This window comes from Pseudocitrobacter cyperus (assembly GCF_039889165.1).
In the GTDB taxonomy this organism is placed as follows: Bacteria; Pseudomonadota; Gammaproteobacteria; order Enterobacterales; family Enterobacteriaceae; genus Pseudocitrobacter; species Pseudocitrobacter cyperus.
The window spans coordinates 33,241-49,759 of sequence record NZ_JAYMYY010000002.1 but is presented as its reverse complement, the minus strand read 5'-3'; the positions used below and the strand labels follow the sequence as shown (position 1 = coordinate 49,759).

Genomic DNA, 16,519 nt, shown 5'->3' with positions numbered 1-16,519 from the left:
GATTACAGCATTAATGGGAGCAAAAAATGAGTGATGACGTAGCGCTGCCGCTGGAGTTTACCGACGCCGCAGCCTCTAAAGTAAAAAACCTGATTGCGGACGAAGACAATCCGAATCTGAAATTGCGCGTGTACATCACCGGTGGTGGTTGCAGCGGCTTCCAGTACGGCTTCACCTTTGACGATCAAATCAACGAAGGCGATATGACCATTGAGAAACAGGGCGTTGGTCTGGTGGTTGACCCGATGAGCCTGCAGTATCTGGTCGGCGGTTCCGTTGATTATACCGAAGGTCTGGAAGGTTCCCGTTTCATCGTGACCAACCCGAACGCCACCAGCACCTGCGGTTGCGGCTCTTCGTTCAGTATCTGATACTCGCCGGTTTATCCGGCGTGGAAATGAATACCGTTCTACAGAAGCGGTAAATATAAAAAGCCTGAATACCTATGGTGTTCGGGCTTTGTTTTTATGGCTAATAACACGGAATGTAACTTTTTAATATTAAAGGACTTAATTATGAAATACGCTAAATTAGCGGCTGTTTTTGCATTTTCTCTGGCGGGCTCACACAGCGCAATGGCTCTGGATATTCAGCCTGGTGAATGGGTCATGGAAAGTCAGGGGACGGCTATCCATATGTGTTATACGGAAAAAATGGCCGAAGATTCGAAAAAAATCGCCAAAGGTTTTGAAACTACCGTAGAAGGTTGTACCACGAAGTTTACCGAAAGCACGGATACGCTGCTGGTAAACGAAACCACCTGCGATAAGCCAGGCAGCAAAATGCACACTGTCGTTGAGACGAAAAAAATCAGCGATACCGAGTTCCACATGACCATGAAGATGGATCTCGAAAACGGTGGTCAGAAGATGAGTAACAGCAGCGAAACCGTGCAGAAGTTTGTCGGGAAAGAGTGCTCAGAAGCCTCAAAAGGAAAAGTGCAGAAATAATTCCCCAGCCCGATGACGCCACGTCATCGGGCTGAATCACATCATTTCCCCGGCTCGTCCAGCGCAAATGTCGGCAGCTTCAGATGCCAGCGAATCGCTGCCAGGCGAATAACTAAGGTGATGACCATCCCAATCATGCTGGCGCTCTCCAGCGGAACGTCAAACGTATAAAACGCAGTCGCATGTACGATGCCGCCAATAATACAGGCGGTGGCGTAGATCTCCGTGCGCAGGATCATCGGCACTTCGCGCGCCAGAACGTCGCGAATAATGCCGCCGCCGACGCCTGTAATCACCCCCATACAAACGGCGACCAGTGGCCCGGTTCCGGCAAGAAACGCTTTATTGACCCCGATACCGACGAACACAGCCAGGCCGACGGCGTCCAGCACCGGCAGCACCCATTTGGGTAATCTGCGCGGCTGACGAATCAGCACGATGGTGAGCATACAGGTGACCATCGCCGCCACCAGGTCGGTGGGATCTTTCACCCAAAAGACCGGGCCGTGATCGAGCGCCATATCGCGGATTGTTCCACCGCCAACAGCAGTAACCACGCCCAACACCAGCACGCCGAAGGGATCCATACGCAGTTTTCCCGCCAGCAGAACGCCGGAGACTGCAAATACAATAGTGCCAAGAATATCCAGCCAGTAGACGAGCATATCCCGAATTACCTGATCAATTAACCTGCGCGAGGGCAGTACAGAGTTGTTTCGCGGCGAGGATGATACGTGGGCTTGCGCGCTCAAACCAGTCGCTATTGAGAGGAATCACCGGGATTGTGAGCTGACTACCCCAATACTGCTCAATTTTCGCTATCTGACTTGTGTCGCCCGCCACCACAATAGCCTGCGGCTGTTGCGTCAGCACCTGTTCGCGGCTGACCTGCGGCCAGGGGACGCGACTGTTGGCAAAGACGTTTTCACCGCCGCAAATCTCCAGCACCTGGCTTTGAATCGCGTTTTTATTACTGGTGAAGATAGGGTTGAAACCAAACTGAAGGAAAACACGTTTTTTCGCCTGCTGCGCATACTGCGCTTTCAGTTCAGTGTAATCATGCAGAAGCTGGCTCGCGGCCTGTTCCGCTTTTTCCGGATGCGGGCTCCAGCGGGCGATTTCCCGCAGCGTGCCGGCGATACTTTCAATGGTGTGGTTATCGATCCAGATAACTTTGATGCCGAGTGAACTCAACTGGTTAACCTGCCGTTCGGCATTTCCTTCGCGCCAGGCGAGCACGACGTCAGGCTTGAGCGCCACGATGCGTTCGAGGTTGATACCCTGCCAGGAGGCGACCTGCTCAATGTTTTTCGCGGCTTCGGGATAATCAGAGTAGTTGCTGACGCCAATCGGCGTGATCCCGGCAGCAAATGCCAGCTCCGTATTGGCCGGGGAGAGGGTAATGACCCGCGGCGCGGCACTAAGCCACGCCGGGGTAATCAGTGCAAGGGCGAGAAGCCCCGAAAGCCACGACTTAACCACGCGCCAGCTTCTGCACCAGGGTTTCCACCATCAGGGTGGACTGTTTTGCCGCAACAGCCAGGAACTCATCAAAGCTCAGGTGAGACTGTTGATCGGCGACGTCAGAGATTGCGCGAACCACCACGAACGGGACGTTAAAGTTGTGGCAGACGTGCGCGATGGCGGTCGCTTCCATCTCAACAGCCACCGCCTGCGGGAAGTTGTGACGGATTTTCGCCAGACCTACGGAGCCGTTGATGAAGGCGTCACCGCTGACGATCAGGCCGCGCACCGCATGCAGATTTAATGCTTCAATGCACTCTTCTGCCGCAGAGATCAGTTTTTCGTCAGCTTTAAAACCTGCCGGGCAGCCCGGAAGCTGGCCAAATTCGTAGCCAAACGCAGTGACGTCCGCATCGTGATAGCGCGCTTCATCGGAAACGACGATATCACCTACCTTCAGCGTCGGCGCCAGGCCGCCCGCAGAACCGGTGTTAACAATCACGTCCGGCTGGCAACGTTCCAGCAGCAGGGTTGCGCCCATTGCGGCAGCGACTTTACCGATTCCGGACTTCAGTAACGCGACATCCACCCCGTTAAGCTTGCCGATATAAATTTCACTTCCGCCGATTAAGAGAGTTTGACGGTTTTCGATTTTGTCACGCAGCAGCGTAACTTCTTCTTCCATTGCGCCAATGATGCCGATTTTCATAGATTTACTCGCGATATGCCCTATTTGGATGCATAGTCTACCATGGGGTTCAGGGGAAGCGCATTTCCCGCGATGGAGAGGCTATGGCTAAGATTGATTTTCGCAACAAGATTAACTGGGGTCGGCGCTATCGCTCGCCGGAAGGTGTGACCTCTGAGCATGAGATCCTGCAAATATTTGAAAGCGATCGCGGGCGTATTATTAACTCTCCGGCGATTCGCCGCCTGCAGCAGAAAACCCAGGTTTTTCCGCTGGAGCGTAACGCCGCCGTGCGCACGCGCCTGACCCATTCGCTGGAAGTGCAGCAGGTGGGGCGCTATATCGCGAAAGAAGTGCTCAGCCGCCTGAAAGAGAAAAATCTGTTAGCCGCTTATGGGCTGGATGAGCTGACCGGGCCGTTCGAAAGCATCGTGGAGATGGCCTGCCTGATGCACGATATCGGTAATCCGCCATTTGGCCATTTTGGCGAGGCGGCGATTAACGACTGGTTTCGCCAACGACTGGTTCCGGCGGATGCCACACAGCAGCCATTGAGCCACGACCGCTGCCACGTTGCGTCTCTGCGTTTACTTGAAGGGGATGAGACGCTAAACGAATTACGCCGCAAGGTGCGTCAGGATCTCTGCCATTTCGAAGGGAATGCGCAGGGGATCCGCATGGTGCATACATTAATGCGTATGAACCTTACGTGGGCGCAGGTCGGTTGTATTCTGAAATATACCCGTCCGGCCTGGTGGGCCTGCGATGTACCGGCAAGCCACAGCTATTTAATGAAAAAGCCTGGCTATTATTTAGCCGAAGAGCACTATATTGCGCGCTTACGTAAAGAACTGGATTTAGCCCCTTACAATCGTTTTCCCCTAACCTGGATTATGGAGGCGGCGGATGATATCTCCTATTGTGTGGCGGATCTTGAGGACGCGGTAGAAAAACGGATCTTTAGCGTTGAACAGCTTTATCAGCATTTATATGATGCCTGGCCTGAGCATGGGAAAGGCTCGCTGTTTGCGCAGGTGGTGGAAAACGCGTGGGATAAATCGCGTTCCAATTCATTAAGCCGCAGTACGGTCGATCAGTTCTTTATGTATTTACGCGTCAATACATTAAATAAACTGGTGCCGTTCGCCGCCCAGCGCTTTATTGATAATCTGCCGGATATCTATCGTGGTGACTTTAATCATGCGCTACTGGAAGACGAAAGCGATTATAGCCAGCTATTAGACCTCTATAAAAAAGTCGCTATAAAACAAGTTTTTAGTCATTCTGATGTCGAGATGCTTGAACTCCAGGGTTATCGGGTGATTAGCGGGCTGCTGGAGATCTATTCCCCTTTGTTGAATTTATCGCAACACGACTTCACCTTATTGGTTGAGAAAGAGCGTATCGTTTCACTGCCGATTGAGTCTCGTTTGTTCCAGAAACTCTCGCGCAACCATCGGCTCGCCTATATCGAGGCCGTAAATAAAGTGCCGCGTGAGTCGGTCGAATTTCCGGTGATGGAATACTATTACCGCTGCCGTTTGATTCAGGACTATATCAGCGGGATGACCGATCTCTATGCGTGGGATGAATATCGTCGCCTGATGGCCGTGGAATAATCGTGAGTTTTGTAAAGACAGACAATAAATTTTTACTTTTTCCAGCGCTTTAGGCGTGGAACTTCGCGTTATAAAATGACTCTGATAGTCACGTACACAGCAACTTTGCATAATCTGAAATTGAGATTGAAACACATGAAAAAAACCACGTTAGCAATGAGTGCACTGGCTCTTAGTTTAAGTTTGGCACTGTCTCCGTTGTCCGCTAGCGCGGCCGAGACGGCTTCATCCGCCGCTACCGCACAACAGATGCCAAGTCTGGCTCCGATGCTGGAAAAAGTGATGCCCTCCGTCGTCAGCATTAATGTTGAAGGCAGCACCACCGTAAATACCCCGCGTATGGGGCGTAACTTCCAACAGTTCTTCGGCGACAACTCGCCGTTCTGTCAGGATGGATCACCGTTCCAGAACTCTCCATTCTGCCAGGGCGGCGGAGCGCAGGATGGTGGCCAGGGCGGCGGCCAGCAGCAAAAATTCCAGGCGCTGGGTTCGGGCGTCGTGATTGACGCGGCGAAAGGCTACGTCGTGACAAACAACCACGTGGTGGATAACGCCACCACGATCAAAGTCCAACTGAGCGACGGGCGTAAATTCGACGCTAAAATTGTTGGCAAAGATCCGCGCTCTGATATTGCGCTGATCCAGATTCAGGATCCGAAAAACCTGACGGCGATTAAGATGGCAGACTCCGACGCGCTGCGCGTGGGTGACTATACCGTTGCTATCGGCAACCCGTTCGGCCTGGGTGAAACTGTGACCTCCGGTATCGTTTCTGCACTGGGACGTAGCGGCCTGAACGTTGAAAACTATGAAAACTTTATCCAGACCGATGCGGCGATTAACCGGGGTAACTCCGGCGGCGCGCTGGTGAACCTCAACGGTGAACTGATCGGTATCAACACCGCGATTCTGGCACCGGACGGCGGCAACATCGGTATCGGCTTCGCTATCCCGAGTAACATGGTGAAAAACCTGACCTCGCAGATGGTGGAATTTGGCCAGGTGAAACGCGGTGAGTTGGGTATCATGGGTACCGAGCTGAACTCCGAGCTGGCGAAAGCGATGAAAGTTGACGCTCAGCGCGGCGCCTTTGTAAGCCAGGTGATGCCGAACTCATCCGCCGCAAAAGCGGGTATCAAAGCGGGTGACGTGATCACCTCGCTGAACGGTAAACCGATCAGCAGCTTTGCGGCGCTGCGCGCGCAGGTTGGCACCATGCCAATCGGCAGCAAAATCAGTCTCGGCCTGCTGCGCGACGGCAAACCGGTCACTGTGAGCCTGGAACTGCAACAGAGCAGTCAGAACCAGGTTGAGTCCAGCTCCATCTTTAGCGGTATTGAAGGGGCGGAAATGAGCAATAAAGGCCAGGATAAAGGCGTGGTGGTTAACACGGTGAAAGCCGGTTCCCCTGCTGCGCAGATTGGCCTGAAAAAAGGTGACCTGATTGTCGGTGCGAACCAGCAGGCAGTGAAAAACATCGCTGAACTGCGCAAAATCCTCGACAGCAAACCGTCCGTACTGGCGCTGAACATTCAGCGTGGTGATAGCTCAATCTACCTGCTGATGCAGTAATCTCCTCACCCCTTTCCCCATCCTGGGAAAGGGGTTTATCACTGTTCTGTGAAGCCCCCCACAACTCCATATTTCTTACTCCGGCTTTGTGCATTTGCACAGTGCGACAGTTAACCATCTTCCTTATGCTGTAACCTGCTCACAGGAGGATTACATGGCTGGCTGGCATCTTGATACCAAAATGGCGCAGGATATCGTGGCGCGAACCATGCGCATCATCGACACCAACATCAACGTAATGGATGCCCGTGGTCGTATTATTGGCAGCGGCGATCGCGAACGAATTGGGGAATTGCACGAAGGCGCGCTACTGGTGCTGTCCCAGGGCAGGGTTGTCGATATTGATGATGCCGTGGCGAGGCACCTGCACGGCGTGCGTCAGGGGATCAACCTACCGCTGCGTCTGGAAGGTGAGATTGTTGGCGTCATCGGCCTGACTGGCGAACCGGAGACGCTGCGTAAATACGGTGAACTGGTCTGTATGACCGCCGAAATGATGCTTGAACAGTCGCGTCTGATGCACCTGCTGGCGCAGGATAGCCGTCTGCGTGAAGAACTGGTGATGAACCTGATTCAGGCGGAAGAGAATACCCCCGCCTTAACCGAATGGGCGCAACGTTTGGGTATCGATTTAAACCAGCCGCGCGTGGTGGCGGTGGTGGAAGTGGATAGCGGGCAACTTGGTGTTGACAGTGCGATGGCGGAGCTTCAGCAGCTACAGAATGCGCTGACCACGCCCGAGCGCAACAACCTGATTGCGATTGTTTCACTCACCGAAATGGTGGTGCTGAAACCCGCGCTCAATCAGTTTGGTCGCTGGGACGCGGAAGATCACCGTAAGCGCGTTGAGCAGCTTATTTCGCGCATGAAAGAGAACGGGCAACTGCGTTTTCGCGTCTCGCTGGGCAACTATTTCACCGGGCCGGGGAGTATTGCGCGCTCTTATCGTACCGCGCGCACTACCATGATGGTGGGTAAGCAACGGATGCCCGAGAGTCGCAGCTATTTTTATCAGGATCTGATGCTGCCTGTGTTGCTCGATAGCCTGCGCGGTGGCTGGCAGGCTAATGAACTGGCGCGCCCGCTTACGCGATTAAAAGCGATGGATAACAATGGCCTGCTGCGGCGCACGCTGGCGGCGTGGTTTCGCCATAACGTTCAGCCGCTGGCGACATCGAAGGCGTTGTTTATACACCGCAATACGCTGGAGTATCGTCTGAACCGGATTTCGGAGTTAACGGGGCTGGATTTGAGTAATTTTGACGACCGGCTGCTGCTGTATGTGGCGTTGCAGCTTGATGAGCAGCCGTAGCTGACGGCGTCACCCTCACCCTAACCCTCTCCCTGAGGGAGAGGGGATCGACGGTGCCATGGGTTAAATGTGTGTGCGGTTTTCACCCTCTCCCCGAGAGAGAGGACAGATGGTGCTATGGGTTAAATGTGTGTGCGGTTTTCACCCTCTCCCTGAAGAAGAGGGGATCGACGGTGCCATGGGTTAAAAGTGTGTGCGGTTTTCACCCTCTCCCCGAGAGAGAGGACAGATGGTGCTATGGGTTAAATGTGTGTGCGGTTTTCTTCCTCTCCCTGTGAGGGTGGGGACTGATAGTGCCATGGGTTAAATGTGTGTGCGGTTTTCTCCCTCTCCCTGAGGGAGAGGGCGGGGTGAGGGTGCTATTTATTCCGCGTCAGTTTTTCCAGATCGGCTTCAATCTCGCTGATCTTGTTGGTTACCACCGACTCCAGATGGCGCAGATCGTCCAGGATCTTACGCTTCAGATCCACCTCTGTACGATCGCGCTGACAGAGCTGATCCAGCTCATCAATCACATAACGCAGGTTGGGGCTAATCTCCTGCACCTCTTTGTAACCCTGACCTACACCGTCAGCCGCCACGGTTTTGCGGTGCCGCGGATACTTAAACTTCACGCTCTTGGCGAAAAACTCACCCTTATCCTTCTGAAAGTAGATTTTCAGGATATCGTTGTTGGCTTCCTGCCGGAGGCTGTAACGATCGATTTCATCAGGATTGGTAATGCCCAAACTTTTCAGATTATCGTACATAGCGGTACCTCAAAAGGAGTCAGTTAATTTTGATTATCTTATCATCCAGCCCGGTGGCTCCGGCTCGACTATTATCATGGCGTAAAAATTAGAAAATTACCTGTTTTATCTTAGCGATACCCCACGGAACGGGTTCGCTTCCTGTTGCCTCATCATTCATATAGTCAACGACGGGTTGCCAGTCGGGAACGTTGTTGTAGAGGCCGTGTTCGTTGAGTGTGAGGCCAAAGCGCCGGTGGAGATCGTTGTGCAGGCCGTGACAGTGGGAGGTGTGAAATTCACCGCCTATATCCAGACCCACAATATCGTATCCAAGGAACTGTTCATTGATATCATCATTCTCCGGTTGCCGGAGCATTAATTTTTGCGGGATACCCAACAGGCCGTCGCGCTCACTTTTCGGCTGCCAATGGGCGATAAATCTCCGGGCGTCGCTATCATTAAAGTAAAGACCAAAAAGGTAGCAATTTTGTGCGTGCTGGAAGAACTGTTTTTTATATTCAATAGCCGTGGCGGCTGACATAAAAACGCCACACCAACCGATAAGCTCCTGGTCGAACTTTTCATTCACCCAGATACGAATGTTTTCTCGTGCAATGTCGTCCAGCCCGAAGGCGGATTCAAGGTGGTCAAAGAGCGTTGTTGAGGCATCATAAAGCGTGTCTTTAACATCAATGCCCCAGCCATAGGACCAGGCGTTAAGCAGGCTTTCGTTAAAACAGGTACTGCACGTCAGTAGCGGTTTGCCATCCAACTGCGGGTGTAAATGGTTAACCGGTAAACAGCGCAATAAAAGATAGCCGCCCAAATAATAATCCATCATTTTTTCTCCCTTTAAAGCAATTCCAGAATCGTCACTTCTGGTCGGCAGTTTAACCGCAATCCATATAAGCTCCCCACGCCGCGCGTGGTGTAGATTTGGCGTTCGCCATATGCATTCAGCCCTGCGACATACCTTTTGTCCTGGACGGGAGCAAAAGGTTCGCCAATTAGCGGAATATGTATTTGCCCACCGTGGGTATGCCCACACAGCATCAAATCCCATACCCCATCGCGCAGTACGTCTTTGCTATCGGGATTATGTGCCAGCACCAGGCGCGGTAATTCTGCGTTGCGCCAGCCAGGGACGGCTGCACTATTACATTGCCCACACCATAAATCGCCCACGCCAGTTAATTCAAACTGCTGTTTTTCCTTCGTAATAACCGTAGTGTGATTAAATAAAAGGGTCACGCCCGCATTGATAAGCGCCTGACTTATCGCATCATTGTGCGCGCTTCCTGCTTTGCGATCATGGTTGCCGAAACAGGCAAAAACAGGCGCATGCGCCGCCAGTGGCGAGAGTACCTTACTGAATGCCGGAAAATTCAGCGGCATATCAAATAATACATAATCACCACCCAACAGAATGAGGTCAGGATCGTGTGCAAGCCCCAGAGTTATCGCTTCTGAAATCAAGGATAAAGGAACGTAGCGAGAGTAATGAAGATCCGCCAGAAACAGGATTTTAAAGGGTTGTGTAGAAGGTGAGGGGGAAGGAAAAAAAGAAATTCGCTGGCGGATAACCTCAAGCCAGCCGGGCTCCCGGTAATGGGCGTTTATACCGCTTGCTGTGCCGATCGTAGCGGCTGCCCCTAAAAGAAAACGCCTGCGAGAAATCATTGGTCGTCCATGATGTAAAAAAGGGTGACATCGTGTCACCCGTTGTTGCGCGATTAGTCGATAGTCCGCAGCAGTTCGTTGATGCCCACTTTACCGCGGGTTTTGGCGTCCACTTTCTTGACGATCACTGCGCAGTACAGGCTGTATTTGCCATCTTTCGACGGCAGGTTGCCGGAAACGACAACGGAGCCCGCCGGAACGCGGCCATAGAAGACTTCGCCGGTTTCACGGTCGTAGATTTTGGTGCTCTGGCCCAGGTATACGCCCATGGAGATAACAGAGCCTTCTTCAACGATCACGCCTTCAACCACTTCAGAGCGCGCGCCAATGAAGCAGTTGTCTTCGATGATGGTCGGGTTCGCCTGCAGCGGTTCCAGTACGCCGCCGATGCCAACGCCGCCGGACAGGTGGACGTTTTTACCGATTTGCGCGCAGGAGCCAACGGTCGCCCAGGTGTCAACCATGGAACCTTCATCAACGTATGCGCCGATGTTGACGTAGGACGGCATCAGCACGGTGTTGCGTGCGATATATGCGCCCTGACGAACGGCAGCAGGTGGCACCACGCGGAAGCCTTCTTTCTGGAAGCGCGCTTCGTCGTAGTCGGCGAATTTCATCGGCACTTTATCGAAGTAGCGGCTTTCCGCACCATCGATAACCTGGTTATCGTTAATACGGAAAGAGAGCAGAACCGCTTTCTTCAGCCACTGGTGAGTGACCCACTGTCCGTCGATTTTTTCCGCGACACGCAGTGCGCCGGAATCCAGTAAAGCGATAACCTGGTTTACCGCTTCGCGGGTTACGGTGTCGACATTGGCTGGGGTAATGTCGGCGCGACGCTCGAAAGCGGACTCAATAACGTTCTGTAATTGCTGCATTGTTACTCTTTCCATCTGTGTAAAAAAATGATTACCCTTTATCGTTTGGATTGAGGGCTGCTGTCAACCGTTGTTGTACCTCTAATTGCAGCGCATTATTAAGCGCACGCCGGTCGGCGGTGGCGATTATAAATAAATCTTCTACTCGTTCACCAATTGTCGTAATTCTGGCCCCGTGGAGGGAGATCCCGAGGTCGGCAAAGACTTTGCCGACGCGCGCTAACAGGCCTGGCTGATCGAGCGCAATCAGTTCAAGGAACGATTTTCGGTCTGTATGGGTCGGCAGAAAATTGACCTCCGTGTCGACAGAGAAGTGGCGCAGTTTTGCCGGCTGACGACGAGGTGGCGGTGCCTGCCAGCTACGCTGGGTAATCGTCTGTTCCAGCCCAAGACGGATAGCCTCATGGCGATCGGAAGAGAGCGGGCTGCCGTCAGGTTCCAGTACGATAAAGGTGTCCATCGCCATGCCGTCGCGAGTGGTGAAAATCTGCGCGTCGTGAACGCTGAGGTTACGTCTGTCCAGCTCCGCGCAGACTGCTGCGAAGAGGTAAGGGCGATCCGGGCTCCAGATGAAAATTTCTGTTCCGCCGCGCGTGGCTTGTGGGCTTAACAGGATCATCGGTTCTGTCAGATTATGCCTTAACAGGTGCCGGGCGTGCCAGGCGAGCTGGTTTGGGCTGTGGCGCACAAAGTAGTTCGCACGGCAGCGGCTCCAGATTTGATGTAGCGCTTCTTCATCTATATTGTCCATGCGCAGCAGGGCGAGCGCCTGCATCTGATGGTGACGCACCCGTTCGCGCATATCCGGTGTATTTTCCATGCCCCGACGTAGCTGTTTTTCAGTGGCGAAGTAGAGTTCCCGCAACAGGCTCTGCTTCCAGCTATTCCACAGGGTTTCGTTGGTGGCGCAAATGTCGGCCACCGTCAGGCATACCAGATACCGCAGGCGGTTTTCTGTTTGCACGATTTCGGCAAACTGCTTAATGACCTCTGGATCCTGGATGTCGCGACGCTGAGCGGTGACGGACATCAATAGATGATGGCGCACCAGCCAGGCGACCAGTTGCGTTTCGCGGGAGTTAAGGCCATGTAGTTCGGCAAACTTGAGTACGTCTTCCGCACCGAGAATCGAGTGATCGCCGCCGCGCCCTTTGGCGATGTCGTGAAACAGCGCGGCCATCAGGATCAGTTCCGGATGGGTGAGGCGTGGCCAGAGGTCGACGCACAGCGGGTGACGCGGGCGTGTCTCTTCTTCCGCAAAGCTTTCCAGCTTAAGCAGTACGCGAATAGTGTGTTCATCCACCGTGTAGGCATGGAACAGGTCAAACTGCATCTGGCCGACAATATGCGACCACTGCGGCATATAGGCCCATAGCACACTGTGGCGATGCATCGGCAGCAGGCCGCGTTTCACCGCGCCAGGGTGGCGTAGCATGCTGAGAAAAATTGAACGCGCCTCCGGGATGTAACACAACGGCTGCGCCAGATGGCGGCGCGCATGGCGCAGATGGCGCAGGGTGGTGGAGTAGATCCCGGTGATGTTGCTGTTGCGCACCATCAGCGAGAACATGCGCAGGATCGCCTGCGGCTCCCGCATAAACAGCGTGTCGTCACGCAGATCGATAAGCGAACCGCGTAGCTGGAAGTCATCATCAATCGGACGCGGCTTTTCATCTTCCGTCAGAGCGAGGATGGCTTCGTCGAACAGTTGCAGCAACATGTGATTGAGTTCGCCTACCCGGCGGGTAACGCGATAGAAATCCTTCATCATGTGCTCAACCGGCTGGTTGCCTTCGCCGCCGTAGTTCAGACGCTGGGCAACACTTAGCTGGCGGTCGAACAGCAGGCGGTTATCGTAGCGGCTGATTTCCAGGTGCAGGGCAAAGCGAATACGCCACAGCAGATGCAGACATTCGTTGAGTTCGTTACGCTCGGCTTCGGTCAGAAAGCCGAAACCGACCATTTCATCCAGCGATGTCGCGCCAAAATGACGACGCGCAACCCACTGTAAAGTCTGGATGTCGCGCAGGCCGCCAGGGCTACTTTTGATATCTGGCTCCAGGTTATAGCTGGTGCCGTGATAGCGCTGGTGGCGCGCGTTCTGCTCTTCTACCTTGGCAGGGAAGAATTTCTCCGACGGCCAGAAACCCTCGCTGAAAATATGTTTTTGCAGTTCGAGGAACAGGGCGACGTCGCCAATCAGCAGACGTGATTCAATCAGGTTGGTGGCAACGGTCAGGTCTGAAAGACCTTCCAGCAAGCACTCTTCCAGCGTTCGCACGCTGTGACCCACTTCCAGTTTGAGATCCCAAAGGAGCGTTAACAGTTCGCCGATTTTCTGTGCCTGCTCATCGGGCAGTTTTTTCCGGCTTAAAATCAGCAGGTCGATGTCCGAAAGCGGGTGCAGTTCGCCGCGACCGTAGCCGCCTACGGCAACCAGCGCCGCATCTTCAACATCGCCAAAACCGTACTGAAGCCACAGGCGTTGCAGAAGCTGGTCGATGAACTCGGTGCGGGCTTCAATGAGCTGTTCGGCGGAAATTCCATTATCAAAGGCCGCGCCCAGCCAGCGCTGGAAATCGTCGAGATGGGCTTTGATTGTTGTAATGGTCAGTGCGTCAGCAGGCCAGGCGCCCGGATTTTGCGGCTGGTCAGGAAGGGTGGGAAGAGCGGTGTTTGCGTGTTGTTCAGGAAGAGTTTTCATTGATTATGCGCCACCCATATAAAAAGCCGGATGGCGGCGCACGCGTTATCCGGCCTAAGATGCATCCGCATCGCCATCAGGCAAATCAATTATTCGTCGTGCGAGATGACCGCCGGGATGGTGTCATCCTTACGCAGCGTCAGAATTTCGCAGCCGTTCGCCGTTACCACAATAGTATGCTCGTACTGAGCAGACAAGCTGCGGTCTTTAGTTTTTACCGTCCAGCCATCTTTCATGGTGCGGATGCGGTAGTCACCGGCGTTCAGCATCGGTTCGATGGTGAACGTCATCCCCTCTTTCAACACCACGCCGCCGTCGTCCGCATCATAGTGCAGTACCTGCGGTTCTTCGTGGAAGCCGCGACCGATACCGTGACCGCAATATTCACGTACTACAGAGAAACCTTCCGCTTCCGCGTATTTCTGAATGGCGGCGCCGATGGTGCGCAGGCGAATGCCCGGTTTCACCATTTTGATGCCGAGATACAGGCTTTCCTGAGTGACGCGGCACAGACGCTCGCCCAGAATGGTCGGTTTACCGACGATAAACATTTTTGAGGTATCGCCGTGGAACTCGTCTTTAATCACGGTGACATCGATGTTGACGATATCGCCATCTTTCAGATGTTTAGCATCGTCAGGGATCCCGTGGCAGACCACTTCGTTAATCGAGATGCACACCGATTTTGGGTAACCGTGGTAGCCAAGGCAGGCGGAGATCGCGTGCTGGTGGTTGACGATCCAGTCGTCACAGATGCGATCCAGCTCGCCGGTGCTCACGCCCGGTTTGATGTGCTGCTCGATCATCTCCAGCACTTCGGCTGCCAGACGACCCGCGACGCGCATCTTTTCAATTTCTTCAGGTGTTTTAATAGAAATAGCCATGGAGTTTGTCCATCAGGGTCGAATTTATCGACAATAATTGTGTAAGTGCTGTCAATGTTAACAGTCTGAAGCATCCACTACCAGATTGAGAATCAGTTACAGCATCGAGTGCCAACAATTATTGGTGTCGGCGGCGTATTTGTGGTATAAAGCGCGCCGGACTTCCGTTCCATTTGATATACACAGAATGGACTGAAGCGACAATCTCACTTTGTGTAACAACACACACGTATCGACACATGTTCCGGGGTGCCCTTCGGGGTCGGTAATATGGGATACGTGGAGGCATAACCCCAACTTAATCTATAGAGGTTTTAAATCATGGCAACTGTTTCCATGCGCGACATGCTCAAGGCTGGTGTTCACTTCGGTCACCAGACCCGTTACTGGAACCCGAAAATGAAGCCTTTCATCTTCGGCGCGCGTAACAAAGTTCACATCATCAACCTTGAGAAAACTGTACCGATGTTCAACGAAGCTCTGGCTGAACTGAACAAGATCTCTGCTCGTAAAGGTAAAATCCTTTTCGTTGGTACTAAACGCGCTGCAAGCGAAGCGGTGAAAGAAGCTGCTAATAGCTGCGATCAGTTCTTCGTGAACCATCGCTGGCTGGGCGGCATGCTGACTAACTGGAAAACCGTTCGTCAGTCCATCAAACGTCTGAAAGACCTGGAAACTCAGTCTCAGGACGGTACTTTCGAAAAGCTGACCAAGAAAGAAGCGCTGATGCGTACTCGTGAGCTTGAGAAACTGGAAAACAGCCTGGGCGGTATCAAAGACATGGGCGGCCTGCCGGACGCACTGTTTGTAATCGATGCTGACCACGAGCACATCGCTATCAAAGAAGCGAACAACCTGGGTATCCCAGTGTTCTCTATCGTTGATACCAACTCCGATCCAGACGGCGTTGATTTCGTTATCCCGGGTAACGACGATGCAATCCGTGCTGTAACCCTGTACCTGAGCGCTGTAGCGGCTACCGTTCGTGAAGGCCGTTCTTCTGACCTGGCTTCCCAGGCTGAAGAAAGCTTCGTAGAAGCTGAATAATAAGGAACGCTCGTTAGAGCCCCCTTATAGACCAGGTAGTATCAAGTTTGGTTAAGGGGCCCTTTATGGCCCCTTTTTCACTTTTTTAAATCCGTTCGGTTATCAGGCCGGGCGGATCACTCTTCCGAGGATTTTAGAATGGCTGAAATTACCGCATCCCTGGTAAAAGAGCTGCGTGAACGTACCGGCGCAGGCATGATGGATTGCAAAAAAGCACTGACTGAAGCTAATGGCGACATCGAGCTGGCAATCGAAAACATGCGTAAATCTGGTGCGATCAAAGCGGCTAAGAAAGCAGGCAACGTTGCTGCTGACGGCGTGATCAAAACCAAAATCGAAGGCAACTTCGGCGTGATTCTGGAAGTTAACTGCCAGACTGACTTCGTTGCTAAAGATGGTGGTTTCCAGGCGTTCGCAAACAAAGTTCTGGACGCGGCTGTTGCTGGTAAAGTAACTGACGTTGAAGTTCTGAAAGCTCAGTTCGAAGAAGAGCGTGTTGCACTGGTTGCTAAAATCGGTGAAAACATCAACATCCGTCGCGTTGCAATCCTGGAAGGCGACGTTCTGGGTAGCTATGAGCACGGTGCGCGCATCGGTGTTCTGGTTGCGGCTAAAGGCGCTGATGAAGAACTGGTTAAACACCTGGCAATGCACGTTGCTGCAAGCAAGCCAGAGTTCGTTAAACCAGAAGACGTATCTGCTGAAGTAGTAGAAAAAGAGTACCAGGTTCAACTGGACATCGCGATGCAGTCCGGTAAGCCGAAAGAAATCGCAGAGAAAATGGTTGAAGGCCGCATGAAGAAATTCACCGGCGAAGTTTCTCTGACTGGTCAGCCGTTCGTTATGGATCCAAGCAAAAACGTGGGCCAACTGCTGAAAGAGCACAACGCTGACGTGACTGGCTTCATCCGCTTTGAAGTGGGCGAAGGCATCGAGAAAGTCGAAGCTGACTTCGCAGCAGAAGTTGCTGCAATGTCCAAACAGTCTTAA

At 53.1% G+C, this 16,519-nt stretch carries 16 protein-coding genes; 7 read left to right on the top strand and 9 right to left on the bottom strand.

The genetic code is table 11. From position 1 onward, the window contains the following. The first annotated feature begins 26 nt into the window (after window positions 1-26). Together erpA and VSR74_RS09055 are read left to right on the top strand one after the other, a co-directional pair. Window positions 27-371, top strand: a complete 345-nt coding sequence (gene erpA, locus VSR74_RS09060) for an iron-sulfur cluster insertion protein ErpA (RefSeq protein WP_108476977.1) — start codon at window positions 27-29, stop codon at window positions 369-371. Between the two features lie 144 nt (window positions 372-515). Further along, on the top strand, window positions 516-950 hold the full coding sequence (locus VSR74_RS09055) for a DUF3617 domain-containing protein (RefSeq protein WP_411914244.1): 435 nt from the start codon (window positions 516-518) through the stop codon (window positions 948-950). 41 nt (window positions 951-991) lie between these two features. Here VSR74_RS09055 and VSR74_RS09050 read toward each other — a convergent pair whose 3' ends face one another. Genes VSR74_RS09050 through mtnN form a run of 3 tightly spaced genes read right to left on the bottom strand, consistent with a single transcriptional unit; the run spans window position 992 to window position 3,123 of the window. Continuing rightward, the gene (locus VSR74_RS09050) at window positions 992-1,615 is read right to left on the bottom strand and encodes a TRIC cation channel family protein (protein ID WP_347794423.1); all 624 of its coding nucleotides are present in this window, start codon (window positions 1,613-1,615) and stop codon (window positions 992-994) included. 16 nt (window positions 1,616-1,631) lie between these two features. Next, complete coding sequence (gene btuF, locus VSR74_RS09045) at window positions 1,632-2,432, bottom strand: vitamin B12 ABC transporter substrate-binding protein BtuF (RefSeq protein ID WP_347794422.1); 801 nt, start codon at window positions 2,430-2,432, stop codon at window positions 1,632-1,634. Next, window positions 2,425-3,123, bottom strand: a complete 699-nt coding sequence (gene mtnN / locus VSR74_RS09040) for a 5'-methylthioadenosine/S-adenosylhomocysteine nucleosidase (protein ID WP_347794421.1) — start codon at window positions 3,121-3,123, stop codon at window positions 2,425-2,427. Before mtnN ends, btuF begins: the two co-directional genes overlap by 8 nt. Window positions 3,124-3,206: 83 nt before the next feature. Between mtnN and dgt the strand changes: the two genes are divergently transcribed. The 3 genes from dgt (at window position 3,207) to cdaR (ending at window position 7,605) form a co-directional block, all read left to right on the top strand. After that, the gene (dgt, locus tag VSR74_RS09035) at window positions 3,207-4,721 is read left to right on the top strand and encodes a dGTPase (RefSeq protein WP_347794420.1); all 1,515 of its coding nucleotides are present in this window, start codon (window positions 3,207-3,209) and stop codon (window positions 4,719-4,721) included. 135 nt (window positions 4,722-4,856) lie between these two features. Continuing rightward, window positions 4,857-6,293, top strand: coding sequence for a serine endoprotease DegP (gene degP, locus VSR74_RS09030; RefSeq protein WP_347794419.1), 1,437 nt, complete (start codon window positions 4,857-4,859; stop codon window positions 6,291-6,293). A gap of 154 nt (window positions 6,294-6,447) precedes the next feature. Then, the gene (cdaR, locus tag VSR74_RS09025; protein ID WP_347794418.1) at window positions 6,448-7,605 is read left to right on the top strand and encodes a DNA-binding transcriptional regulator CdaR; all 1,158 of its coding nucleotides are present in this window, start codon (window positions 6,448-6,450) and stop codon (window positions 7,603-7,605) included. Between the two features lie 359 nt (window positions 7,606-7,964). On the opposite strand, the gene VSR74_RS09020 is transcribed toward cdaR, so the two are convergent. From VSR74_RS09020 to map, 6 genes are all read right to left on the bottom strand, one after another. Beyond that, a complete protein-coding gene (locus tag VSR74_RS09020) occupies window positions 7,965-8,354 on the bottom strand; it encodes a DUF3461 family protein (protein WP_347794417.1) in 390 nt (129 codons plus the stop codon). A gap of 88 nt (window positions 8,355-8,442) precedes the next feature. After that, window positions 8,443-9,177 (bottom strand): hypothetical protein, encoded by a 735-nt coding sequence (locus tag VSR74_RS09015; RefSeq protein WP_347794416.1) that lies wholly within the window; start codon window positions 9,175-9,177, stop codon window positions 8,443-8,445. 11 nt (window positions 9,178-9,188) lie between these two features. Next, a complete protein-coding gene (gene yaeI / locus VSR74_RS09010; RefSeq protein ID WP_347794415.1) occupies window positions 9,189-10,016 on the bottom strand; it encodes a phosphodiesterase YaeI in 828 nt (275 codons plus the stop codon). A 53-nt stretch (window positions 10,017-10,069) separates the two neighbouring features. Continuing rightward, window positions 10,070-10,894, bottom strand: coding sequence for a 2,3,4,5-tetrahydropyridine-2,6-dicarboxylate N-succinyltransferase (gene dapD, locus VSR74_RS09005; RefSeq protein WP_347794414.1), 825 nt, complete (start codon window positions 10,892-10,894; stop codon window positions 10,070-10,072). Between the two features lie 31 nt (window positions 10,895-10,925). Then, window positions 10,926-13,598, bottom strand: coding sequence for a bifunctional uridylyltransferase/uridylyl-removing protein GlnD (gene glnD, locus VSR74_RS09000; RefSeq protein ID WP_347794413.1), 2,673 nt, complete (start codon window positions 13,596-13,598; stop codon window positions 10,926-10,928). A gap of 89 nt (window positions 13,599-13,687) precedes the next feature. Continuing rightward, window positions 13,688-14,482 (bottom strand): type I methionyl aminopeptidase, encoded by a 795-nt coding sequence (gene map, locus VSR74_RS08995; protein ID WP_108476968.1) that lies wholly within the window; start codon window positions 14,480-14,482, stop codon window positions 13,688-13,690. Between the two features lie 321 nt (window positions 14,483-14,803). Here map and rpsB point away from each other — a divergent pair, with 321 nt between their 5' ends. After that, on the top strand, window positions 14,804-15,529 hold the full coding sequence (rpsB, locus tag VSR74_RS08990; RefSeq protein WP_347794412.1) for a 30S ribosomal protein S2: 726 nt from the start codon (window positions 14,804-14,806) through the stop codon (window positions 15,527-15,529). 138 nt (window positions 15,530-15,667) lie between these two features. Beyond that, entirely contained in the window at window positions 15,668-16,519 is an 852-nt protein-coding gene (gene tsf / locus VSR74_RS08985; RefSeq protein WP_347794411.1) for a translation elongation factor Ts, read from the top strand.

Coding starts and splice junctions, on each gene's coding strand:
- erpA (WP_108476977.1), top strand. CDS start 27: ATGAGTGATGACGTAGCGCTGCCGCTGGAGTTTACCGACGCCGCAGCC.
- VSR74_RS09055 (WP_411914244.1), top strand. CDS start 516: ATGAAATACGCTAAATTAGCGGCTGTTTTTGCATTTTCTCTGGCGGGC.
- VSR74_RS09050 (WP_347794423.1), bottom strand. CDS start 1,615: ATGCTCGTCTACTGGCTGGATATTCTTGGCACTATTGTATTTGCAGTC.
- mtnN (WP_347794421.1), bottom strand. CDS start 3,123: ATGAAAATCGGCATCATTGGCGCAATGGAAGAAGAAGTTACGCTGCTG.
- dgt (WP_347794420.1), top strand. CDS start 3,207: ATGGCTAAGATTGATTTTCGCAACAAGATTAACTGGGGTCGGCGCTAT.
- degP (WP_347794419.1), top strand. CDS start 4,857: ATGAAAAAAACCACGTTAGCAATGAGTGCACTGGCTCTTAGTTTAAGT.
- cdaR (WP_347794418.1), top strand. CDS start 6,448: ATGGCTGGCTGGCATCTTGATACCAAAATGGCGCAGGATATCGTGGCG.
- VSR74_RS09020 (WP_347794417.1), bottom strand. CDS start 8,354: ATGTACGATAATCTGAAAAGTTTGGGCATTACCAATCCTGATGAAATC.
- VSR74_RS09015 (WP_347794416.1), bottom strand. CDS start 9,177: ATGATGGATTATTATTTGGGCGGCTATCTTTTATTGCGCTGTTTACCG.
- yaeI (WP_347794415.1), bottom strand. CDS start 10,016: ATGATTTCTCGCAGGCGTTTTCTTTTAGGGGCAGCCGCTACGATCGGC.
- dapD (WP_347794414.1), bottom strand. CDS start 10,894: ATGCAGCAATTACAGAACGTTATTGAGTCCGCTTTCGAGCGTCGCGCC.
- glnD (WP_347794413.1), bottom strand. CDS start 13,598: ATGAAAACTCTTCCTGAACAACACGCAAACACCGCTCTTCCCACCCTT.
- map (WP_108476968.1), bottom strand. CDS start 14,482: ATGGCTATTTCTATTAAAACACCTGAAGAAATTGAAAAGATGCGCGTC.
- rpsB (WP_347794412.1), top strand. CDS start 14,804: ATGGCAACTGTTTCCATGCGCGACATGCTCAAGGCTGGTGTTCACTTC.
- tsf (WP_347794411.1), top strand. CDS start 15,668: ATGGCTGAAATTACCGCATCCCTGGTAAAAGAGCTGCGTGAACGTACC.